This is a genomic window from Duganella hordei, assembly GCF_040369125.1.
In the GTDB taxonomy this organism is placed as follows: domain Bacteria; phylum Pseudomonadota; class Gammaproteobacteria; order Burkholderiales; family Burkholderiaceae_D; genus Rugamonas; species Rugamonas hordei.
This window is the reverse complement of sequence record NZ_BPWI01000015.1, coordinates 84,728-103,625: the sequence shown is the minus strand read 5'-3', so window position 1 is coordinate 103,625 and position 18,898 is coordinate 84,728. Positions and strand designations below refer to the sequence as shown.

General features: G+C 64.0%; 15 protein-coding genes. 7 read left to right on the top strand and 8 right to left on the bottom strand.

Annotation, left to right across the window (positions count from 1 at the left end; genetic code table 11):
• Nucleotides 1-48 precede the first annotated feature (48 nt).
• The 5 genes from ABWW33_RS26305 (at nucleotide 49) to ABWW33_RS26285 (ending at nucleotide 8,750) form a co-directional block, all read left to right on the top strand.
• Nucleotides 49-4,773, top strand: a complete 4,725-nt coding sequence (locus tag ABWW33_RS26305) for an NAD-glutamate dehydrogenase domain-containing protein (RefSeq protein WP_353404403.1) — start codon at nucleotides 49-51, stop codon at nucleotides 4,771-4,773.
• Nucleotides 4,774-4,777: 4 nt separating this feature from the next.
• Entirely contained in the window at nucleotides 4,778-5,767 is a 990-nt protein-coding gene (locus ABWW33_RS26300; RefSeq protein WP_353404402.1) for a succinylglutamate desuccinylase, read from the top strand.
• Between the two features lie 98 nt (nucleotides 5,768-5,865).
• Complete coding sequence (locus ABWW33_RS26295; protein WP_353404401.1) at nucleotides 5,866-6,381, top strand: EF-hand domain-containing protein; 516 nt, start codon at nucleotides 5,866-5,868, stop codon at nucleotides 6,379-6,381.
• 56 nt (nucleotides 6,382-6,437) lie between these two features.
• A complete protein-coding gene (locus ABWW33_RS26290) occupies nucleotides 6,438-6,947 on the top strand; it encodes a DUF1993 domain-containing protein (RefSeq protein WP_353404400.1) in 510 nt (169 codons plus the stop codon).
• Nucleotides 6,948-7,289: 342 nt separating this feature from the next.
• A complete protein-coding gene (locus tag ABWW33_RS26285) occupies nucleotides 7,290-8,750 on the top strand; it encodes an APC family permease (RefSeq protein ID WP_176655762.1) in 1,461 nt (486 codons plus the stop codon).
• A gap of 202 nt (nucleotides 8,751-8,952) precedes the next feature.
• Here the strand turns inward: ABWW33_RS26285 and ABWW33_RS26280 are convergent, their stop codons facing one another.
• Entirely contained in the window at nucleotides 8,953-9,204 is a 252-nt protein-coding gene (locus tag ABWW33_RS26280; protein ID WP_353404398.1) for a hypothetical protein, read from the bottom strand.
• Nucleotides 9,205-9,430: 226 nt separating this feature from the next.
• On the opposite strand from ABWW33_RS26280, the gene ABWW33_RS26275 reads away from it, so the two are divergent.
• The gene (locus ABWW33_RS26275) at nucleotides 9,431-10,780 is read left to right on the top strand and encodes a sensor domain-containing diguanylate cyclase (RefSeq protein ID WP_353404396.1); all 1,350 of its coding nucleotides are present in this window, start codon (nucleotides 9,431-9,433) and stop codon (nucleotides 10,778-10,780) included.
• Here ABWW33_RS26275 and ABWW33_RS26270 read toward each other — a convergent pair.
• From ABWW33_RS26270 to ABWW33_RS26260, 3 genes are read right to left on the bottom strand one after another with little or no spacing between them, the layout of a single operon-like run.
• Complete coding sequence (locus tag ABWW33_RS26270) at nucleotides 10,777-11,691, bottom strand: EamA family transporter (protein ID WP_353404395.1); 915 nt, start codon at nucleotides 11,689-11,691, stop codon at nucleotides 10,777-10,779. The two genes, ABWW33_RS26275 and ABWW33_RS26270, sit on opposite strands and share 4 nt — an antisense overlap.
• A 17-nt stretch (nucleotides 11,692-11,708) precedes the next feature.
• Nucleotides 11,709-13,862, bottom strand: coding sequence for an FUSC family protein (locus ABWW33_RS26265; protein WP_176655759.1), 2,154 nt, complete (start codon nucleotides 13,860-13,862; stop codon nucleotides 11,709-11,711).
• A 7-nt stretch (nucleotides 13,863-13,869) separates the two neighbouring features.
• Nucleotides 13,870-15,558 (bottom strand): M14 family zinc carboxypeptidase, encoded by a 1,689-nt coding sequence (locus tag ABWW33_RS26260; RefSeq protein WP_353404394.1) that lies wholly within the window; start codon nucleotides 15,556-15,558, stop codon nucleotides 13,870-13,872.
• A gap of 194 nt (nucleotides 15,559-15,752) precedes the next feature.
• Here ABWW33_RS26260 and ABWW33_RS26255 point away from each other — a divergent pair, with 194 nt between their 5' ends.
• Nucleotides 15,753-16,496, top strand: a complete 744-nt coding sequence (locus ABWW33_RS26255) for an MBL fold metallo-hydrolase (protein ID WP_353404393.1) — start codon at nucleotides 15,753-15,755, stop codon at nucleotides 16,494-16,496.
• Here ABWW33_RS26255 and ABWW33_RS26250 read toward each other — a convergent pair whose 3' ends face one another.
• The 4 genes from ABWW33_RS26250 to ABWW33_RS26235 form a co-directional block, all read right to left on the bottom strand.
• Nucleotides 16,497-17,063, bottom strand: a complete 567-nt coding sequence (locus ABWW33_RS26250; protein WP_176655756.1) for an NADPH-dependent FMN reductase — start codon at nucleotides 17,061-17,063, stop codon at nucleotides 16,497-16,499.
• Nucleotides 17,064-17,184: 121 nt separating this feature from the next.
• Nucleotides 17,185-17,751: a YceI family protein gene (locus ABWW33_RS26245; protein WP_353404392.1), complete on the bottom strand. Its 567-nt coding sequence runs from the start codon at nucleotides 17,749-17,751 to the stop codon at nucleotides 17,185-17,187.
• 22 nt (nucleotides 17,752-17,773) lie between these two features.
• A complete protein-coding gene (locus ABWW33_RS26240; protein WP_176655754.1) occupies nucleotides 17,774-18,319 on the bottom strand; it encodes a YceI family protein in 546 nt (181 codons plus the stop codon).
• A 26-nt stretch (nucleotides 18,320-18,345) separates the two neighbouring features.
• Nucleotides 18,346-18,870: a cytochrome b gene (locus ABWW33_RS26235; protein ID WP_176655753.1), complete on the bottom strand. Its 525-nt coding sequence runs from the start codon at nucleotides 18,868-18,870 to the stop codon at nucleotides 18,346-18,348.
• Between the last annotated feature and the right edge of the window lie 28 nt (nucleotides 18,871-18,898).

Here is an 18,898-nt window from a genome sequence, read left to right as displayed (position 1 = left end):
GCGCGGCTCTGCAACATAAAATACTCATAACGTATTGGAGAAGCAACGATGAAACAAATGCCACAAGACCTGCGCAAACAGACGCTGGATTTGGTCAACGCAAGCAAGCCTGCCAGCGACAGCACACAAGTCGCGGCGCTGATCGGCGCCTGGCTCGGCTCCCTGGATGACGAAGACTTGTCGGGCACCGCGCCCGACAGCCTGGCGCCAGTTTTGTGGGATGGTTTCACCTTCGCTTCCAAGCGCACCGGATCCGGCGCGCAAATCGCCAAACTGCGCTACGCGGACGGCCGCGGCGGCATGGCCACCGCGCTGCTGATCCTGAACGATGACATGCCGTACCTGGTGGACTCCATCGTCATGGCGATGCGCAAGCTGCGCGTCGGCGTCGACGGCGTGTTGAATTCGGTGCTGCCGGTCGCGCGTAACGCGGACGGCGTGGTGACGGCCGTCGGCCAGAGTGGCGACAAGCTGGAATCGTACGTACTGTGCCTGCTGTCCGAAGACCTGCCGGATGCTGAAATCGGCATGCTGGTCGAGCGACTGGAAATGGTGTCGCGCGATGCCGCCGTGGTCCGCCGCGACAAGGCCGCGATGGAAGCGCACTTCAGCCGCATCGGCGCCGAAGCCGCCGCCCACGGCGACGAAGGCAAGGAAGTCGCGGCCTTCCTCGAATGGGCCAAGACCGAAGGCTTCGAGCCGTTCGGCTATGCCTACTACCAGGTCAAGCCGGGCGTGCGCGAACTGGAACGCGACATCCCGAGCCGCATCGGCGTGCTGCAGGATACGTCGCATCCGGTCTACGGCACCTGCCTGGCCAATATTCCCGGAGATTTCGACACGCTGTCGAAACGCGCCAACACGCTGTCCATCGTCAAGGCCGACGTCGAAGGCACGCTGCACCGCGACCAGCAGCTGGACTTCATCGGCGTGCGCCACACCGACGCGCAAGGCGCGATCCTTGGCGAATATTGCTTCGTCGGTTTGTTCACCCGCGCCGCCACCGCCACGCCGTTGAATCGCCTGCCGTTCGCGCGCGGCCGCGTCGCCAAGGTGTTGAGCATCGCCGGCGTGCGCCAGGAAGGCTTCCGCGCCGAGAAATTCATCGAGATCCTGGAATCGCTGCCGCGCACCGAAGCGCTGGAAGGCGAACCGGAATGGCTGGCCGAGGTCTGCGGCGCCGTGGTATCGCTGTACAAGCAGCCGCGCACCAAGGTGTTTGCCCGCCGCGACGTCTATGCGCGCCACCTGAATGTACTGGTCTACCTGCCGCGCGAGCGTTACAGCGCAAGCGTCGCTTCGTCGCTGGCCAAGGCGCTGCAAGCCAGCTCCGGCGCCCAGCATGTCAGCTCGCAGACGCTGGTGGCCGATGGTCCGCTGGCCCGCGTCTACCTGATCGCCCATGCCGCGCGCTATCCGCTGGACCTGGAAACCGATATCCAGCAGCCGCTGTTGTCGGTGCTGGACGGCTGGCATGACCAGTTCTCCGCGCTGGCCGACGCCGTGCCGAACGTGCCGATGCGCGCGCACCTGCGCCGCATGTGCGCCACGCTGCCGACCGACTATGTCGCTTCGACCGCGCCGCAAGCCGCCTTCCACGACCTGGAAGCGATCCTGGCCAACACCGACCCATCGCGCGTGGACGTTCGCGTCGACGTCGGCAACGGCGCGGAGGCAGATGCCACCACGATCCGTTTGTATTCCGTCGACCGCGTACCGTCGCTGTCAACCATCCTGCCTGCGTTGCATAACGCCGGCGTCGCCATCGACCGCGAACAGGCGCACTCGATCCGCCTGGACGGCCAGCGTCGCTTCGTCACCAGCCTGACGGTGGATGTAGCCAGCGCCGCCAACCTGGCCAAGGCCGAAGTGGTGCCGGTCGCGCAGGAACTGTTTGCCTCGCTGTTCAACAACGAGGCCGAAGACGGCCGCCTGAACGGCCTGGTCATCGAAGGCGGCTTGAGCGTGCGACAAGTGCAACTGGTGCGCGCCTACATGAGCTACTGGCGCCAGACCGGCACCCGTTTCTCGGTGCGCTACATCGCTGAAACGCTGCGCAAGCAGCCGGCGATTGTGAAGGAGCTGGTGGACGCGTTCCTGCAGCGCTTCAATCCCGCGCTGGACGCCGCCACCCGCGCCGCCGCACTCGATACGCTGGCCGGCATCAAGAGCCGCCTGCCGGCCATCAACCACGCCGACAGCGAAGAAGTGCTGGGTGCGATGGTCGACCTGATCACCGCCACGCTGCGCACCAACTACTTCCAGAACAATCAGAAGGGCGACAAGATCATCTTCAAGTTCGACACCAGCAATCTGTCGCTGGTGCCGGAGCCGCGTCCGTTCCGCGAGATCTTCGTGTTCTCGCGCCGCTTCGAAGGCGTGCACCTGCGCGGCGGCCCTGTCGCCCGCGGCGGCCTGCGCTGGTCGGACCGCATGGAAGACTACCGCACCGAAGTCCTCGGCCTGGTCAAGGCGCAGATGGTGAAGAACGCCGTCATCGTGCCGGCTGGCGCCAAGGGAGGCTTCGTTTGCAAGCAGATGCCGAAGGACGCCGTGCGCGAGACCATCGCGGCCGAAGGCGAGGCGGTGTACCGCCTGTTCATCGCCAGCCTGCTGGAAATGACCGACAACCGTGTGCTGGGCAATATCGTTTCGCCGGCCGACACCGTCTGCTACGACGGCAACGACCCGTACCTGGTGGTGGCTGCCGACAAGGGCACCGCGACCTTCTCCGACATCGCCAACGGCATCGCCGTGGAGCGCGGCTTCTGGCTGGGCGACGCGTTCGCGTCGGGCGGCTCGAACGGCTACGACCACAAGAAGATGGGCATCACCGCCAAGGGCGCGTTTGAAGCCGTCAAGCGCCACTTCTACGAAATGGATCACGACATCCACGCCACGCCTGTGACCATGGTCGGCGTCGGCGACATGTCGGGCGACGTGTTCGGCAACGGCGCGCTGTTGTCGCGCAAGCTGAAGATCGTCGCGGCCTTCGATCACCGCCACATCTTCCTCGATCCGAATCCGGACATGGAAAAATCCTTCGTCGAACGCGAGCGCATGTTCGCGCTGCCGCGCTCCTCGTGGGACGACTACAACAAGGAACTGATCTCGGCCGGCGGCGGCGTGTACCCGCGCACCGCCCGCAGCATCGAGCTGTCGCCGCAGATCCGCGCCGCGCTGGATATCGAGGAAACCTCGCTGCCGCCGGAAGAGCTGATGCACCGCATCCTGCTGGCGCCGGTGGACCTGTTCTATAACGGCGGTATCGGCACCTACATCAAGGCGTCGACCGAATCGCACGCGCAGGTCAAGGACCGCGCCAACGACAACATCCGCGTCGACGGCAACCAGCTGCGTTGCAAGGTCGTGGCCGAGGGCGGCAACCTGGGCGCGACCCAGGCCGGCCGCATCGAGTTCGCGCTGTCGGGCGGCCGCATCTTCACCGATGCGATCGACAACTCGGCCGGCGTGGATTGCTCCGACCATGAAGTGAACGCGAAGATGTGGCTGGACGTGGAAATGAACGCCGGCCAGTTGAGCGAAGCGGACCGCAACCGCGTGCTGAACGAAATGACCGCCGACATCGAACGCCTGGTCCTGCGCGACAACACGCTGCAAACGCAGTTGCTGGTGCGCGAAGCCCAGGCGCAGGCCGACGCCTCCGTGCAGGACGGCTACGCATCGCTGATCGCCTTCCTGGAAGAAGAGGGCGCGCTGTCGCGCGAGCTGGAGCAGCTGCCATCCGTGGCTGAACTGGCGCGCCGCAAGGCCGACGGCCGTGGCCTGACCACGCCGGAACTGGCGGTGGTGATCGCCAACGTCAAGAACCGCTACAAGCGCATCCTGTCGGCGCTGCCGCTGACGGACCTGAGCTGGGCCGAGTCGGTGCTGAAGCCGTACTTCCCGGACCTGCTGGTGGCTACCCGTCCCGCGCTGGGGCACCCGCTGGCCAACGCCATCCTGGCGACCGTGCTGGCCAATGAATCGGTCAACCGTTGCGGTCCATTGATGCTGCGCCAGCTGGCCGGCGAGCATGGCGTGGATGAACCGGAAGTGATCCTGGCGTGGGGCCAGGCATGGTCCGCGCTGAACCTGGCGCCTGTCTTTGCCACGCTGGATGCCGACGCGCTGAAGGTGCCGCGCGCCGTGTCGATCAAGGTCGACGGCCGTACCCGCGTGCTGCAGAAATCCGTCATCGAAGGCGTGCTGACGGTGCCTGCGGACCAGCTGCGCGCGGGCGTGGCCGAACTGACCAAGCTGTTCGCCAAGCCGGAGACGCTGGCGGCGCTGACGCCTGCGGGTAGTCAGTCCGACGCGGATATCACCGCCGGCCTGCGCACCGGTTTTGTGCTGGCATGGAAAGCGGTCGAAGCGATCGAGGCGGTGGCGGCGTTTGTGTTTGCCGCGCTGTCGGTATCGCGTCCGGAAGGCATGGACCTGCCGGCGTTCCTGCAGGTTGGCTTGGCGTTGCGCGCGCAGGTCGGCATCGATACGCTGGAGCGCGGCCTGAAACTGCCTGCCACCAGCCGTTCACAGGAGCAGCTGCGCAGCTATGCGCAGAACGCGCTGCGCCGCACGCAGCAACGCCTGCTGTCGCAGGTGCTGCAGCATGCGACCGGCGGCCACAGCGCGTCGGAGGCGGTGGAAGTCGTGGCCAACACGCTGGGCCTGTCCGGCTATGCGGCGGCGACGGACCTGGAGCAGGCGATGCTGGATGTGTGGGCATTGTCCGAAGCGACCAACTCCGGCAACACGATGCTGGTGGTGTAAGGCGATGGGAGATTTTCCAGCAGCCTTGCCGGAAGCCGTACGCTCGCTCGCCGAAGCGGATTTCAGCGCCGTGGCGCAGCGCTTTTCGGCGGCCGGTTTTGCGGTGGCGCAGCCGGCCGACGGTATCCTGACCATCAAGGCTGCCGGCGATCGTCCGAGCGTGCTGGTCTCGGTCGGTGTGCACGGCGACGAGACCGGCCCGATCGAGATGGTGGCGTATCTGCTGGACGCCCTGTCGCATCAGGCTTCCTCGCTGGCGGTCAACCTGATGCTTTGCGTCGGCAATATCGGCGCCATCCGCGCCGGCAAACGCTTCATCGATGCCGACCTGAACCGCATGTTCCGCAAGGAGCGCGGGTCGCTGGAAGGCACCGCCGAAGCGGCGCGCGCCGACGTGATGATCGCCGCCACCACGGCCTTCTTTGCGGATGCGGGGCCGGTGCGTTGGCACCTGGATCTGCACACGGCGATACGGCCGTCGGTCTATCCAACCTTCGCCATCGTGCCGGAGATTATCGCGGACCAGCCGCGGCATACGCTGATCGAATGGCTGGGCCTGGCCGGCATCGGCGCCGTCATCATGAACCCGGCGTCGGTGGGGACGTACAGCTACTATTCGGCCGAGCATCATGCGGCGGCCGGCACCACGATCGAGCTGGGGCGCATCGGCACGCTGGGCCAGAACGACCTCGCGCAATTTGCCGACGCCTCGCTGGCGCTGGACGATCTGCTGCGCGGCGCGGCCAGGCGCGAGGCCAAACAACAGCCGCACGTCTTCAACACCGCGCGCCAGATCATCAAGTTGAGCGATCAGTTCCAGATGGCCTTCGGCAAGGACACGCACAACTTCACGGCGCTGAAGCAAGGCGAGGAAATCGCCCGCGACGGCGACACGATCTACACCGTCCAGCATCCCGAGGAGCTGGTGGTTTTCCCCAATCCCGACGTGCGCGTCGGCCTGCGGGCCGGCTTGATGGTGGTGCGCGTCAGCTGATCCCGATCTTTACCCGCCTTTACACCTTGCGGGATCATGGTTACATGGATTAGTTCGTTAACAGGAGCAGCATTGTCCTTAACTACGGAGTAAGCACCATGACGACAGCAATCAGCGGCATCTCAAGCACCAGCACCCAAGCCACCGTCTTCGATCCCGCCAAGGGCGCGGCGCGCTTTGCATCCAAGGTATTCAGCGATCTGGATACCGACAAGGATGGCAAGGTCAACAAGGATGAATTCGTGTCCGGCCTGGAGTCCAAGGGCGTATCGGCCGATGACGCCACCAAGCAGTTCGACGCCATCGACACGCAGAAGAACGGCTCGATCACGCAGTCCGATCTGGAGACGGCGATCAAGAGCGGCACCTTCGCACCGCCGCGTCCTGCGGGTGGTGCGGGCGGCACCGGCGGAGCACACGGCGGTGGCAAGCCTCCTGAAGGCGCGGGCGGAGCAGGTGGCGCCAGCAGCTCGACCAAAACCTACGAAGCGGCCGACACCAACCAGGATGGCACGGTCTCCGAACAGGAGCAGCTGGTCTACGATGTCTCGCATCCATCGGACAAGGCTTCCGATGCCAGCAAAATCGGCAACAACGTCGACGAGCTGGCCTGACGGCGCGCATGGTGGGTAGCGGCTATACTGCTGTATTCAATCAACAGGAGCAGACTATGTCGCTATCGATGCATCAGGTTTCGGTGCCCGTGTTTGTGCGCGGGTTGAATGTGCTGGCGGATTTGCTGCACAAGGCGGAGGCGCACGTGGAGCAGCATGGCTCGGTGCCGGATGCGATGATCTCTGCGCGGCTGGCCGACGATATGCTTCCGCTGTCGGCGCAGGTGCAGCGCGCCAGCGATACGTCGAAAATGTCGGTGGAGCGCCTCAGCGGCGTGGCGGCGCCCAAGTTTGAAGACAACGAGACGTCGTTCGATCAATTGCAGGAACGCATCGCCAACACCATCGCCTATCTGAACAGCGTCGACGCGGATGCGCTGGCGGGCAGCGAGGTGCGTACGATCAAACTTAATTTTGGTTCGTTCCAGCCCGAGTTCAAAGGTGACGATTACCTGTTGACCTTCGCGCTGCCGAATTTCTTCTTCCACATCGTCACCGCGCACGACATCCTGCGCAACCAGGGCGTGCCGGTGGGGAAACGCGACTATCTGGGACCGTTCGCTTAACCGCGCATCAGCAACGCCGCCAGGGTGCCCGCCAGCCCCAGCAGGGCCACGGCGGCGCCCGCCACCGCAGGGTGGAAACGCCGGGATACGGTAGGGATCTTTTGGATAGGCATGGCAGGCTCCTTCTTGACGGAATGTAACACTTGACTCAAGAGTAGCGGGGCGCGGGTTTTCAATCTATACATCGTGCTGTATCAAAAGTAAGCAACTGTAACCTTCCCCTTGTGGCGTCTGGCCTCTGAGTTGTTTTTCTAACACAAAATTACTGTATGGCGATGGGCCGGAAGGCCCTATAATCGCTTAGTTTTTTTGCCCGAACATCTCTCCCACAAGGAACCGCCTGTGAACCAAACGCTGGTCCAGAAACTGACCCGTACCAAACCGGTCGACACCACAGCAGTAGAACACGCCCCAAGCAGCAACAGCCTGCACCGCTCCATCGGACTGTTTCCCCTGACTATGATCGGTGTCGGCGCCACGATCGGCACCGGCATTTTCTTCACGATGGTCGAAGCCGTGCCAAAAGCCGGTCCTTCCGTGATCCTGTCCTTCCTGTTCGCCGCGATCACCGCCGGCCTGACCGCGCTGTGCTATGCCGAGCTGTCGTTCCGCATTCCGGCGTCCGGCTCTTCGTACTCCTTCGCTTACGCGACGGTGGGCGAGTTCCTGGCCTTCATCATGGCCGCCTGCCTGCTGCTCGAATATGGATTGGCGGCCAGCGCCACGGCGATCGGCTGGTCCGACTACCTGAACAACTTCCTCAACAACGCCTTCGGCTGGCATATCCCCGAAGTGCTGCGCTCGCCGATGATAGTGTCGACGGCCAAGGGCATCGAGTTCCATGGCGGCCATATCAACCTGCCGCCCATCCTGCTGGTGGGCCTGTGCTGCCTGCTGCTGATACGCGGCACCAAGGAATCGGCCACCACCAACGCGATCATGGTGATGATCAAGCTGGCGATCCTGATCTTCTTCGTGGTGATCGCCTTCTCCGGCTTTGATATAAACAATTTCCATCCGTTCTTCAGCCCGGACAACGGCGTCCACATCACCGGCATGACCGGCGTGACGGCCGCCGCGGCAACCGTGTTCTTCTCCTTCATCGGCCTGGACACCGTGGCCACCGCCGGCGAGGAAGTGCGCGACCCCAAGCGCAATGTGCCGATCGGCATCCTGGCCGCGCTGGGCATCGTGACCCTGTTCTACCTGCTGGTGGCCGTGGCGGCCATGGGCGCGCAGCCGGCCTATAAATTCGCCGGGCAGGAAGCCGGCCTCGCCGTGATCCTGCAGAACGTCACCGGCAAGACCTGGCCGGCGCTGGTGCTGGCTGCGGGCGCGGTGATCTCGGTGTTCAGCGTGACCTTGGTGACGATCTACGGCCAGACCCGCATCCTGTACGCGATCTCGAAGGACGGCCTGATCTCGCCATCGTTCCGCAAGGTGAGCCCGCGCACGGCATCGCCGGTGCACAACACCTTGATCGTCTGCACGGTGGTGGGCCTGGTGGCCGGCTTTGTCGACGCGACCTTCCTGTGGGACATGGTCAGCATGGGCACGCTGACGGCCTTCATCGTGGTGTCGCTGGCGGTGCCGGTGATGCGCAAGAAGGAAAACGGCAAGGGCACCAAGGGCTTCCGCGTGCCTTTCGGCCCTTACTTTGTGCCGGGCCTGAGCATCTGCGCCTGCCTGTACCTGATGTTCGGCCTGTCGCTGACGACTTACACCATCTTCATCATCTGGATGAGCGCCGCGATCGTTACCTATTTCTTCTACGGCATCCGCAAGTCGAACCTGAACAAGTAACAGCCCTGGACGTAAAAAAGCCCCGGCGCGCTGAATGCGGCCGGGGCTTTTTTTACGTCTGCAGCTTACGCTTCGTCTTTGCTTGGGTTGGCACCCAGGTACAGGCGCAGAACGAGGCCGGACAGGGCGATGGCGGCAGGCAGGTTTTCGATAATGGTCAGCATGGTGATCTCCAGGAAGTTAAATTCAAAAATTGGTTCAATTAACCGCGCGACGCCATGAAGCGCAGTTCGGCAGACAGGTTAGGGGAATGACGTTCGCAATCATTGGCCAGGCTGTTCAGCCAGTAAATCGAAGCTTCCTTGCTGTGCATCTCGGCCACCTCGTCCGCCACTACGGCTGGACTTGCCTTGACAGCGAACAGTGCTGCGATCAATTGGCGGGCGGCAGTTGCCACGTTGCTCAGGTAGCCATTGCTTGCGAAGTCGTTGTAGGTCAGGTTGGTCGTGCTCATCAGAAGCTCCTATGAATGTTCGTTTGTTGCAGTGCAGTATGCGCGGCTTTCAGTAATAAGAAAACTTTTGATTTGTGATAAACGCCATAAGTTTTCTATATAACTGGTGCTTTCTCCTATGAGAAAAGCGTTCCTATTGGCAACGTTATAGTCAGTATTTCTTGGCTCGGACGCGTTCGTTCGAGGTATCATTGTGTCCAATTGGCAATAATCTGATGGAGTTTCGATGTCCCTGCGCACAAAATTCATGCTGGCTTTGCTGCTGACCGGTCTGGCTGCGGTGGCGATGGTGGGGGGACTGGCGTACGTCGGCATGACCAAGAAAGTCGACCTGATCCGGCGCCAGCAGGCGGCCGATCATTTCTACGACGCCGTCAACGCTTATCTGCAAAAGCATGGCAGCTGGGAGGCGGCCGTGGCCGCCGAGCCGTTCGACAACTATATGCATCGCGCCGACGGCCGGCCGGATAACGGCAGGCCACCGCGCGAGGAAGATGGCCAAAGATCGGAAGGGCCACCGCCCGAAGGCCCTCGTGGCGAGGAGAACGGGCCGCCGGAAGGCCGTCGCCCGCCACCGCCACGGGGGCCGGGTGCGGGCGGAGAGCCGCCTTTCCACTTCATCCTGACCGGCCCGAACTACCGTGTGCTGCTGGGCGCCGGCGTCTATCGTCACGACGACCTGCTGCCGGAGGCCTCGCGCAAGGACGCGCGCCCGGTGATGGTGAACGGCCAGGTGGCCGCCTACATCTCGCCGGAAGGCGTGTTCACGCCCAGCAAGCAGGAACTGCAATACCTGGCGGCGATGCGCGAGGCGCTGATCGCCGGCGTGACGGGCGCCGCGGTGCTGGCGCTGGCGCTGGGCGTGCTGCTGAGCCGTGGACTGAGCCGCAAGCTGAGCCACCTGACCGGCGCCGTGCGGGCGATGCACGGCGGCTCGCTGCTGCAGCGCGTGCCGGTGGAGGGCAAGGACGAAGTGGCGACGCTGGCCAGCGCCTTCAACGACATGAGCGAGAAGCTGGCGCGCTCGCACGAAGAGTTGAAGAACTCGCACCAGACCATCCTGGCGCAGGCGGAGCAGATGCGCGAGTTGAGCGTGCGCGATGCGCTGACCAAGCTGCATAACCGCCGGCACTTCGACGAGCAGGCCACCACGCTGTTCAGCCATGCGGTGCGCCACCAGCGCCCATTCAGCATGGTGATCGGCGATATCGATCACTTCAAGCGCATCAACGACCAGTTCTCGCATGCCACCGGCGACGCGGTGCTGCGCCAGGTGGGCGAGATCCTGCGCAGCCACATGCGCCTGAGCGACCTGGTGGCGCGCTACGGCGGCGAGGAATTCGTCATCGCCTTCCCGGAGACCGAGCTGCCGCAGGCGGCCGCGCTGTGCGACAAGCTGCGCAACCTGATCGAGGGCTTCCCGTGGCATGAAATGCACCCGGACCTGAAGGTGACCATGAGCATGGGCGTGTACGCCGACATCGCCGCCGGCACGGCGGAAGCGATGCTGCAGAAGGCCGACGCGCTGCTGTACCGCGCCAAGGAGTCGGGCCGCAACCGGGTGTGCTTCGCCTAGCGCCTGTCCAGCCAGCGGCCGCCGAACATGGTGCAGACCAGCGACAGCACGATCAGCGTGATGCCGCCCCACTGCCAGGCGGTGATGACGTCGCCCAGCACGATCATGCCGGTGCTGATGCCGACCACCGGCACGCCAAGGCTGAACGGCGCGACGCGGTTGACGGGGTGGCGCTTCAACAAACGCGTCCACATCGCGTAGCCGAGGATGGTGGCCATCCAGCCAAGGTAGGCGACGGCGATCCAGGTGCTGAAAGGCGCGGCGGTCCAGTGCCAGCGGGTGGCGGGAGCGTCGAAGGCCAGCGACAGGCCGACGAACGGCACGATGGGCACCAGGCTGCACCAGACCATGAAGCTCACCACATCGAATTGCGGCGTGGCCTGCTGCGCGCGGCGCACGACGATGTTCGATGCCGCCCACATCGCGGCGGCGGCCAGGCACAGGGCGAAGCCGCCAGCGGTGGTGGCGCCGGCGTGGCCAGGTTGCACGTAGTTCATGCCGAAGCAGACCAGGCCTGCGGCGGCCAGCAGCAAGCCCGCCTGCAGCGCGCGGCTGGCGCGTTCGTGCAGCAGCGCGAAGCCGAAGAAGGCGGTGAAGAAGACCTGGGTTTGCAGGATCACCGAGGCCAGCGAGGCCGACATGCCGATCCGCAGCGACAGGAACAGCAGGCCGAATTGGCCGACGCCCTGGAACAGGCCGTACAGCACGACCCACTTGACCGGCAGCTTGGGCGGACGCACGAACAGGATCAGCGGCAGCACGGCGAAGACGTAGCGGCCGGCGCCCATCTGGAACGGAGTCAGGTCGCGCAGGCCGACCTTCATCGCGACGAAGTTGGTGCCCCAGATCAGGACGACGAACAATGCGGACACCAGGTCGCGCGTGCTGAAGGAAGTGGACGATGAGTTCATCGCCCTATGTTATCAGCCTAGGCGACGTCGCGTACGATGGCTTCGCTGTGGACGATGATCTTGAGGGCGTCGGCCTGCAGCAGGCGGATGCGGCGCTGGACCAGCGGCCAGCCGGACCACGGCACGCTGGTTTCGTCGATGGACGGTGCGGCGGCTGGTGCGGTCATCGTCATGGCGGCCTTGCCCTGCGGCGCCAGCGCCTGCGTCAGGATGCGCACCACCTGGTCGTGGCTTTCGCTCAGCATGGCGTTGACGGGCGCCGTCGGCAGTTCCTTCGTGTGGCGGCGCAGGATGGCGCGCAGCGCGGCCACATGGGCCACCAGCAGGTAGTTCTGCACGATGAACAGATTGATGTCCTCCACCGCTCGCTGCATGCGGGCCGGCTCGTCGAGCATGCGCACCAGCGCGGAGCTGAGCGAGGCCAGGCTGTCCATCAGCCGCTTGCGCTCGATGCGGTAGGCGAAATCGTCCTTGCCCTTGCCTTGCAGCAGATCGAAGCTGGCCCGCATGTAGCGCAGGTTCACGTCCAGCACCTCGCGGATCAGGCCCGGCAGGGTTTGATATTCCCAGCTGGCCAGCACGAAGCTGAACGCCGTCGCCACGGCCGCGCCGATGAAGGTGTCGATCAGGCGCTCCATGATCAGGTCGTGGTTGCCCGGCGCGATCAGGTGCATTTGCAGCAGTATCATGATACTGACGGCGATCGCCGCATAGCGGTAGCGCAGGTAGATGAAGGTCGGCGTGGCCACTGTCGACAAAATCAGGAAGCCCAGTATCACCGCCGGATAGTTGAAGAACTTGATGATCAGCGCGGTGATCACGCAACCGACGATGGTGCCGACGATGCGGTCGCCGCGGCGCTGCTTGGTCATGCTGAAGCTGGGCTTGAGGATGATGACGATGGTCAGCACGATCCAGTAGCTGTGCGCCGCATACGGCAGCCACGCGGCCACCGCCAGGCCGACCGAGATCGCCATCGCCACGCGGAGCGAGAAGCGGAAGATCGGCGAGTCCCAGCGCAGGTGCGACAGGATCATGCGGAACTCGTACTTCTGCTGCGACAGGAACGGGCCCATGTCGGCGTCGACCCAGAATGGCGTGCTGTCGTAGGCCTTCTGGCTGGCCTGGTGCAGCTCGCCGATCATCTTGATGATGGCGCGGATCTTGTTGCGCTGGGCGCGCAGCACGGCCAGCGCCTCCTGCTGCGGCTTGCCCTCGTCGATGCGGCGCTGCAGGGCCGCCAGCTCCGCCTCTATCGCCTCCAGCTCCGGTGCGTAGCTGATCTCCGGGTAGGAAGCCTTCTTGCGGGTGACGTCGTAGGCCACCGATTCGATATCGCGCGCAGCCTTGTAAGCCAGGTCGTGCAGCGTTTTCAGCACCGGCGCATCGGCCAGGTGCAGGCGCAGCTGGGTGTAGTCGGTGTGGGTCGACAGGATCAGCTCATACAGGTCCAGCATGCAGACGTGGGTCTGCACGACGATGGCGTCCTTGCTGTTCTGGTGGCTGCGCAGTATCAGGTCGCGCGACGCCTGCTGGCGGTCGGCCAGCAGGCTTTGATGGCGCACCAGCTTGTTGAATTGTTCGGTGAGGTTGTAGCGGTTGTCGTAGAAGTCGGCCTTGATGTCGATGTAGGCGGCCAGCTCGAACAAGGCTTCCGCCAGCACCTGCTGCTTGATGCGGTGGCGCAGTATCCACGAGATGCCCATGGCGTAGGCCAGGTAGGCGACGGCGCCCAGCGTGAACAGGCCGGTGTGGATGAAGGACTCGCGCACCGTCATCTCGTGTTCCATCGACATGGTCATGATGAACAAGGTGGCCAGTTGCAGCGGCATCGACTTCTTGCCGTAGACGACCATCATGCAGGCCAGGAAGCTGATCACCACCAGCATCGTCATCAGCAGCCATGGCAGCGGCGCGCAAAGGCTGATCAGCAGCGTGACGGCGCTGCACAGCAGCACCGAGGCGCTCATCTCGTTGAACTTGTGGCGCAACGGGCTGGGCATGTCCATCAGCGCGGTGCAGAGGGCTCCGATGCAGACCGTCATCGCGGTCGCCATGTTGGAGAACTGCAGGGCGATCAGCGTCACGCCGATCAGGCCCGCGGCAAAGCGCAGGCCCAGATAGAAGTAATGACTGTAGAAGAAGGTGCGCGGGTTGAGGGCGTAGTGCATGGCGGTTTTAGAAAACCGACAGCACCGGGTAGCGGCGCCATTCCGGCTCGGCGTGACGCTTGCCGTGCTCGAAGATGAAGCCGAGGACCTTGTCCTGGTTGGCCAGCAGTTCCGGATGGGCGGCCTTCCACTGCTCGAACCTGGCCTTCAGCTCAGGCTCGGTTTCCAGCATCTCCAGCGCCAGGTCTTCGAACACGTAGTCGGAGAACGCTTCTTTTTTCTCCAGCACGCTGTTGAAGAAGCCCCAGCGGAAGAACGAGTCGTGGCCCTGCGGTTCCAGCGTTTCGACGACGTAGCGGGCGCGCACCTGCTTGAGTGGAATGAAGTAGTCGCCCGGCTGCACGGTGAAGCTGCCGGTGCGCGCTTCCAGTTCCACCGCGTCGTGGTACATATGGCCTTCGTAGGCGTTCGGGCGCGAGGTGACGGCGGCGATATGGTAGTACTGCGCCTCGATGACCGAGGCCTCGTCGAAGCGGGCCATCTCGACGCCGTTCCATTGCAGGCGCTCGATCACTTCGCGCCAGGCTTGCGGCACCACGTATCCTTTCGGCGCACGCACGGTGACCGACGGCACGAAGCTGTTGTAGTAGGGGATGTCTTTTTCCCACGGCTTGCTGCGGTCGTAGGACAGGCGCATGTAGTCGCCCAGCAGGCTGGGGCTGCGCTTGGCTTCGTAGCCCTTGAAGCGGAAGGTCGATGGATTCGATTCGTCCAGCTTCCAGTTGACGGTCCATTCCTTTGCGCTGGCGGCCTGCTCGCGCGCTTCGGCGCGCAGCTTCTGTATCTGCTCGCCGTGGCTGACGGTGAAGGCCATCGTCACGTCCAGCAGCGCGCGCATCGAATCGTAGCGGTCCTTGAAGGGCTTGAGCATATGCGTCTCGGGCATGAAGCCGATCACGTGGTGCAGCGCCGTGAAGCCGGTCGAGAAGCGCGGCACTTCCAGGAATTCGGCGATGCCGTCGTCCGGGCTGTCCTTGACCGGGTTGACGTAGGGGCAGGTCGGCCAGCCTTTCGCCTCCATCTGCGCGTAGATGTGCGGCAGCATGGTCTCGCGCAGGAAGGGGCCGAGGCCGTAGCCCAGCTTGTCCGCCTGCGTGTGGATCAAGGTCATCGTGTACGGGTAGTCGGCGCCGTTGGAGGTGTGGGTGTCGACCATGACGTCCGGATCCCAGCTGGCGATCAGCTGGTTGAACAGCTGTGCGTTGAGCGTGTCGCACTTGATGAAGTCGCGGTTCAGGTCGAGGTGGCGGCTGTTGCCGCGGAAGCCGAACTGCTCGGGACCGTCCTGGTTCACGCGCGAGGTGTTGGCGCGGTTCAGCGCGCCGTCGACGTTGTACAGCGGGACGAACAGCAGCACCGTCTTGCCCAGCGCGGCCAGGCGGGCCGGCTCGAAGCACAGGTCGCGCACGATGGCCATGCAGGCGTCCACGCCTTCCGGCTCGCCGGGATGGATGCCGTTGTTGTTGAAGAAGACGGGGCGGCCTTCGGCCTTGATCTGCGCGCGGTCGAACACGCCGTCCGCGCTGACCACGCCCGCATGCACGGCGATGCCGCCGTCGGATACGCCGATCTGCTCAAACCGCAGCACTTGCGGGAAGCGCTGCGCCAGCTCCTGGTAGAACGCGATGCATTCAGTCCATAAGGTGGTTTGATTTTGATTGCCCTTTTCGTAAGGCGTCGGCATTTCTGGGTGCATGGCTGTCTGGATCTCAGAGGAAGTTGGCGGAAGAAGCGCGCTGGATAAGCACGTCGTCGAGGGGCGAATTGTATCATTCGTGCCCGATTTTTGAGCGCCGGCAGGCAAGCCGGCTGCCGCGATTGCGTTGCTTCAAGAAAAGCTGGCGGTGGCGGTGTTCTACTGGCTGGTGAGCCGTCAGCCAGGAGGAAGCAATGCGGAACAGGTATGGATTGCGGGCATTGATCGTGGTGCTGTTGCTGGCGCTGGGCTGCAGCATGGGCGTGGCGCAGATCGGGCCCCGTTATGTGATCGAGCTGGACGCGACCACCCGGGTGCCGCAGACGTCCGCCGGGCGTGTGCAACTGGCCGGCAAGGGGCTGGCGCTGATCCGCTTCCAGGGGCTGGATATTCTCACGGTGGGCGCCGACGCGGACGCTTACAGCGCCGAGGCGGTGCGCAACTGGCCGCAAGCCGACCTGCTGCTGGTGACGCCGGCCAGCGCCGGCCGCTACGGCGGGCTGGCGCCGCTGGATGCGCTGGGCGGCTTGCCGGTGATCATGGTCGAGCCGTCAACCAACGCTGAGCTGGGCGCTGCCGTGGCGGCGGATGCGCCGCGGTTTTATCCGATGCAAACCTGGGATACGCTGCATCTGCGCAAGGGCAAGACGCGGCTGCGGGTGACGGCGTTGCCGGGACAGCCGGGCACGTCCCACGTCGCCGGATTCATGCTGGAGGTGGGCAATAGCTGGGCGTCGTACCGGCTCTATGTCAGCTGTGAGCGCGTGGGCGAGGACGAGGCGGGACTGCTGGCGCAGCGCCTGCCGGGCGCCGACCTGGCGCTGCTGCCGGCCGGGAATACGCCCTTGCTGCTGGCGCTGCGGCGCGAGACGGCACCGCCAGGCAAGCCGGCCACGCTGACTGCGGCCGGGCTTGCCTTCAGGGCGATCAGGCGCTGATCACTTCCTGGCGTTGGTCTCTACCCACGCGGCAAAGGTGGCGGCGAACTTCTGCAGGAACTGTTTGGTGCTGTCGTTGTTCAGCTTGCCGTCCGGGCCCAGCAGGCCGGCGGCGCCGCCGATATAGGCTTCCGGCTGCTGCAGCAGCGGCATGTCGAGGAACACCATCGACTGGCGCAGGTGGTGGTTGGCGCCGAAGCCGCCGACCGCGCCCGGCGACACGCTGATGATGGCGGCCGGCTTGCCGCTCCAGACGCTGCTGCCGTAAGGGCGCGAGCCTACGTCGATGGCGTTCTTCAGCGGCGCCGGCACCGAGCGGTTGTATTCGGGCGTGAAGAACAGCACGCCGTCGACGTCCTTGATGCGCTGGCGGAAATGCGTCCACGCCTGCGGCGCGGTGGCGCCGTTCTCTTCCAGGTCCTGGTTATACAGCGGTAGTTCGCCGATCTCCACGATCTCGAACGCCAGCGATGGCGGCGCCAGCGCGATGACCTCGTGGGCGAATTTGCGGTTCAGCGAATCCTTGCGCAGGCTGCCGATCACTACGGCGATTTTTTTCGCGGCCATGACATCTCCTCAGGTTGGTGGAATGGAACGTTAATGTAACCCATTTGCAAAAAAAACCACGCCGCGTTGCCGGGGCGTGGTCGGGTCTTGCAAGCGATCAACGCTACGCCGGCTCAGGCGTTCAGTCGGCCTTGATGGCTTCGATCTGGATCGCCAGCTTGACTTCGGGAGCGAAGGCCGGGGTGCCGTAGCTCAGGCCGAAATCGGTGCGCTTGAACTCGGCCAGCGCGTTGGCGCCGCACACTTCACGCTTGTAGCGCGGGTGCATGATGCAGTTGAACTTGTCCACCTTCAGCGATACCGGCTTGGTCACGCCCAGCATCGTCAGCTCGCCGTCCACGCCGACCAGCTTGTCGCCGTCGAACTTGAACGACTTGCTCTTGTAGGTGATGGTCGGGAATTTCTCGACGTTGAACATGTCGGCCGTCTTGGCGTGGGTGTTCATCTTGTCCATGCCGAAGTCGACCGAGTCGGCCGCGATGGTCACGTCCAGCGCGCCGGTCTTGGCGGCGCGGTCCATGGTCACGGTGCCGCTGGTCTTGCCGAACTTGCCGCGCCATACCGACAGGCCCATGTGGTCGGCCTCGAAGCTCGGGTAGGTGTGCGTCGGGTCGATGTTGTAGGTGGCGGCGATGGCCGACGAGGCCGAGGCGGCCAGCAGCGTGGCGATCAGGATCTGTAATTTCATGTAGCGCTCTCCGTGTGAAAAATTATTGGCCGGCGACGACGTGGAACTTGATCGTCACTTCGTCGGCAACCATGCCGGTGTCTTTCCATTCGCCTTCGCCGATGTTGTAGGCCAGGCGTTTGATCGGCAGCGCGCCGTCGAATACCTGCTTGCCGCCGTCGGCCTTGACCGTCAGCGGGAAGGTGATGTCGGCGCTCTTGCCCTTGATGGTCAGCTTGCCGGTCACGGTCAGCTTGCCGGCGCCGGCGCTCTTGATCGCGCTCGAGACGAAGGTGGCTTTCGGGAACTGGGCCGAGTTGAACCATTCCTTCTTCGCCACTTCCTTGTTCATGTCGGCGTCGCCGACGTCCAGGCTGGCGGTCTCGACTTCAACGGTGGCCTTGGAGGCGTCCGGCTTGGCCGCATCGTAGTCGATGGCGACGGTGTATTTCTTGAACTTCGATTCCACCGGCACGTTCATCTGCTTGAACACGGCCGACACGGTCGACTTGGCGGGATCGGTTTTCAGCGCCGCGGCGCTGGCGGCCAGGGCAACGCCCATCAGGGATACGAGTACGAGTTTTTTCATTGTTGGACTCCAATAGTAGGCGAAGTTTATGGCAGCATGCGCTTGAGCGTGATGTCGCGGTCGATAAAATGGTGCTTCAGTGCGGCCAGGGCGTGGGCGACCACCGCCGCTGCCATCGTCATGGTCAAAACATAATGAACGGTCTTTAAGATGGGCTTAAGCTCGGCGTTCGGCGCGATGAGGGCCGGCAGCTGGAACAGGCCCAGGTAGACCACCGGCACGCCGGCCGCATAGGTGTACAGGTAGCCGGACACCGGCACCGCGAAGATGAAGAAGTACAGCAGGTAGTGCATGCCTTCGGCCGCCTTGTGCTGCCAGGCGGGAATGCTGGCCAGCGGCGGCGGCGGGATATTGGCCTTGCGCCACAACAGGCGCACGGCGGCCACGCCCAGCACCGTCACGCCCAGCCACTTGTGCCAGGAGTAGTACTTCAGCTTGGTCGGCGTGATGCCGGGGATGTCGACCATGGTCAGGCCGAGGAAGAAGGCGGCGATGATCAGCAGGGCGGTCAGCCAGTGCAGCAACATTGCCGTTTTGGTATAGCGTTGCATAAGCGTTGCTCCAGAAAATAGTACGTGT

Coding starts and splice junctions, on each gene's coding strand:
- ABWW33_RS26300 (WP_353404402.1), top strand. CDS start 4,778: ATGGGAGATTTTCCAGCAGCCTTGCCGGAAGCCGTACGCTCGCTCGCC.
- ABWW33_RS26275 (WP_353404396.1), top strand. CDS start 9,431: ATGTCCCTGCGCACAAAATTCATGCTGGCTTTGCTGCTGACCGGTCTG.
- ABWW33_RS26245 (WP_353404392.1), bottom strand. CDS start 17,751: ATGAAATTACAGATCCTGATCGCCACGCTGCTGGCCGCCTCGGCCTCG.
- ABWW33_RS26255 (WP_353404393.1), top strand. CDS start 15,753: ATGCGGAACAGGTATGGATTGCGGGCATTGATCGTGGTGCTGTTGCTG.
- ABWW33_RS26280 (WP_353404398.1), bottom strand. CDS start 9,204: ATGAGCACGACCAACCTGACCTACAACGACTTCGCAAGCAATGGCTAC.
- ABWW33_RS26295 (WP_353404401.1), top strand. CDS start 5,866: ATGACGACAGCAATCAGCGGCATCTCAAGCACCAGCACCCAAGCCACC.
- ABWW33_RS26270 (WP_353404395.1), bottom strand. CDS start 11,691: ATGAACTCATCGTCCACTTCCTTCAGCACGCGCGACCTGGTGTCCGCA.
- ABWW33_RS26250 (WP_176655756.1), bottom strand. CDS start 17,063: ATGGCCGCGAAAAAAATCGCCGTAGTGATCGGCAGCCTGCGCAAGGAT.
- ABWW33_RS26260 (WP_353404394.1), bottom strand. CDS start 15,558: ATGCACCCAGAAATGCCGACGCCTTACGAAAAGGGCAATCAAAATCAA.
- ABWW33_RS26240 (WP_176655754.1), bottom strand. CDS start 18,319: ATGAAAAAACTCGTACTCGTATCCCTGATGGGCGTTGCCCTGGCCGCC.
- ABWW33_RS26265 (WP_176655759.1), bottom strand. CDS start 13,862: ATGCACTACGCCCTCAACCCGCGCACCTTCTTCTACAGTCATTACTTC.
- ABWW33_RS26305 (WP_353404403.1), top strand. CDS start 49: ATGAAACAAATGCCACAAGACCTGCGCAAACAGACGCTGGATTTGGTC.
- ABWW33_RS26290 (WP_353404400.1), top strand. CDS start 6,438: ATGTCGCTATCGATGCATCAGGTTTCGGTGCCCGTGTTTGTGCGCGGG.
- ABWW33_RS26235 (WP_176655753.1), bottom strand. CDS start 18,870: ATGCAACGCTATACCAAAACGGCAATGTTGCTGCACTGGCTGACCGCC.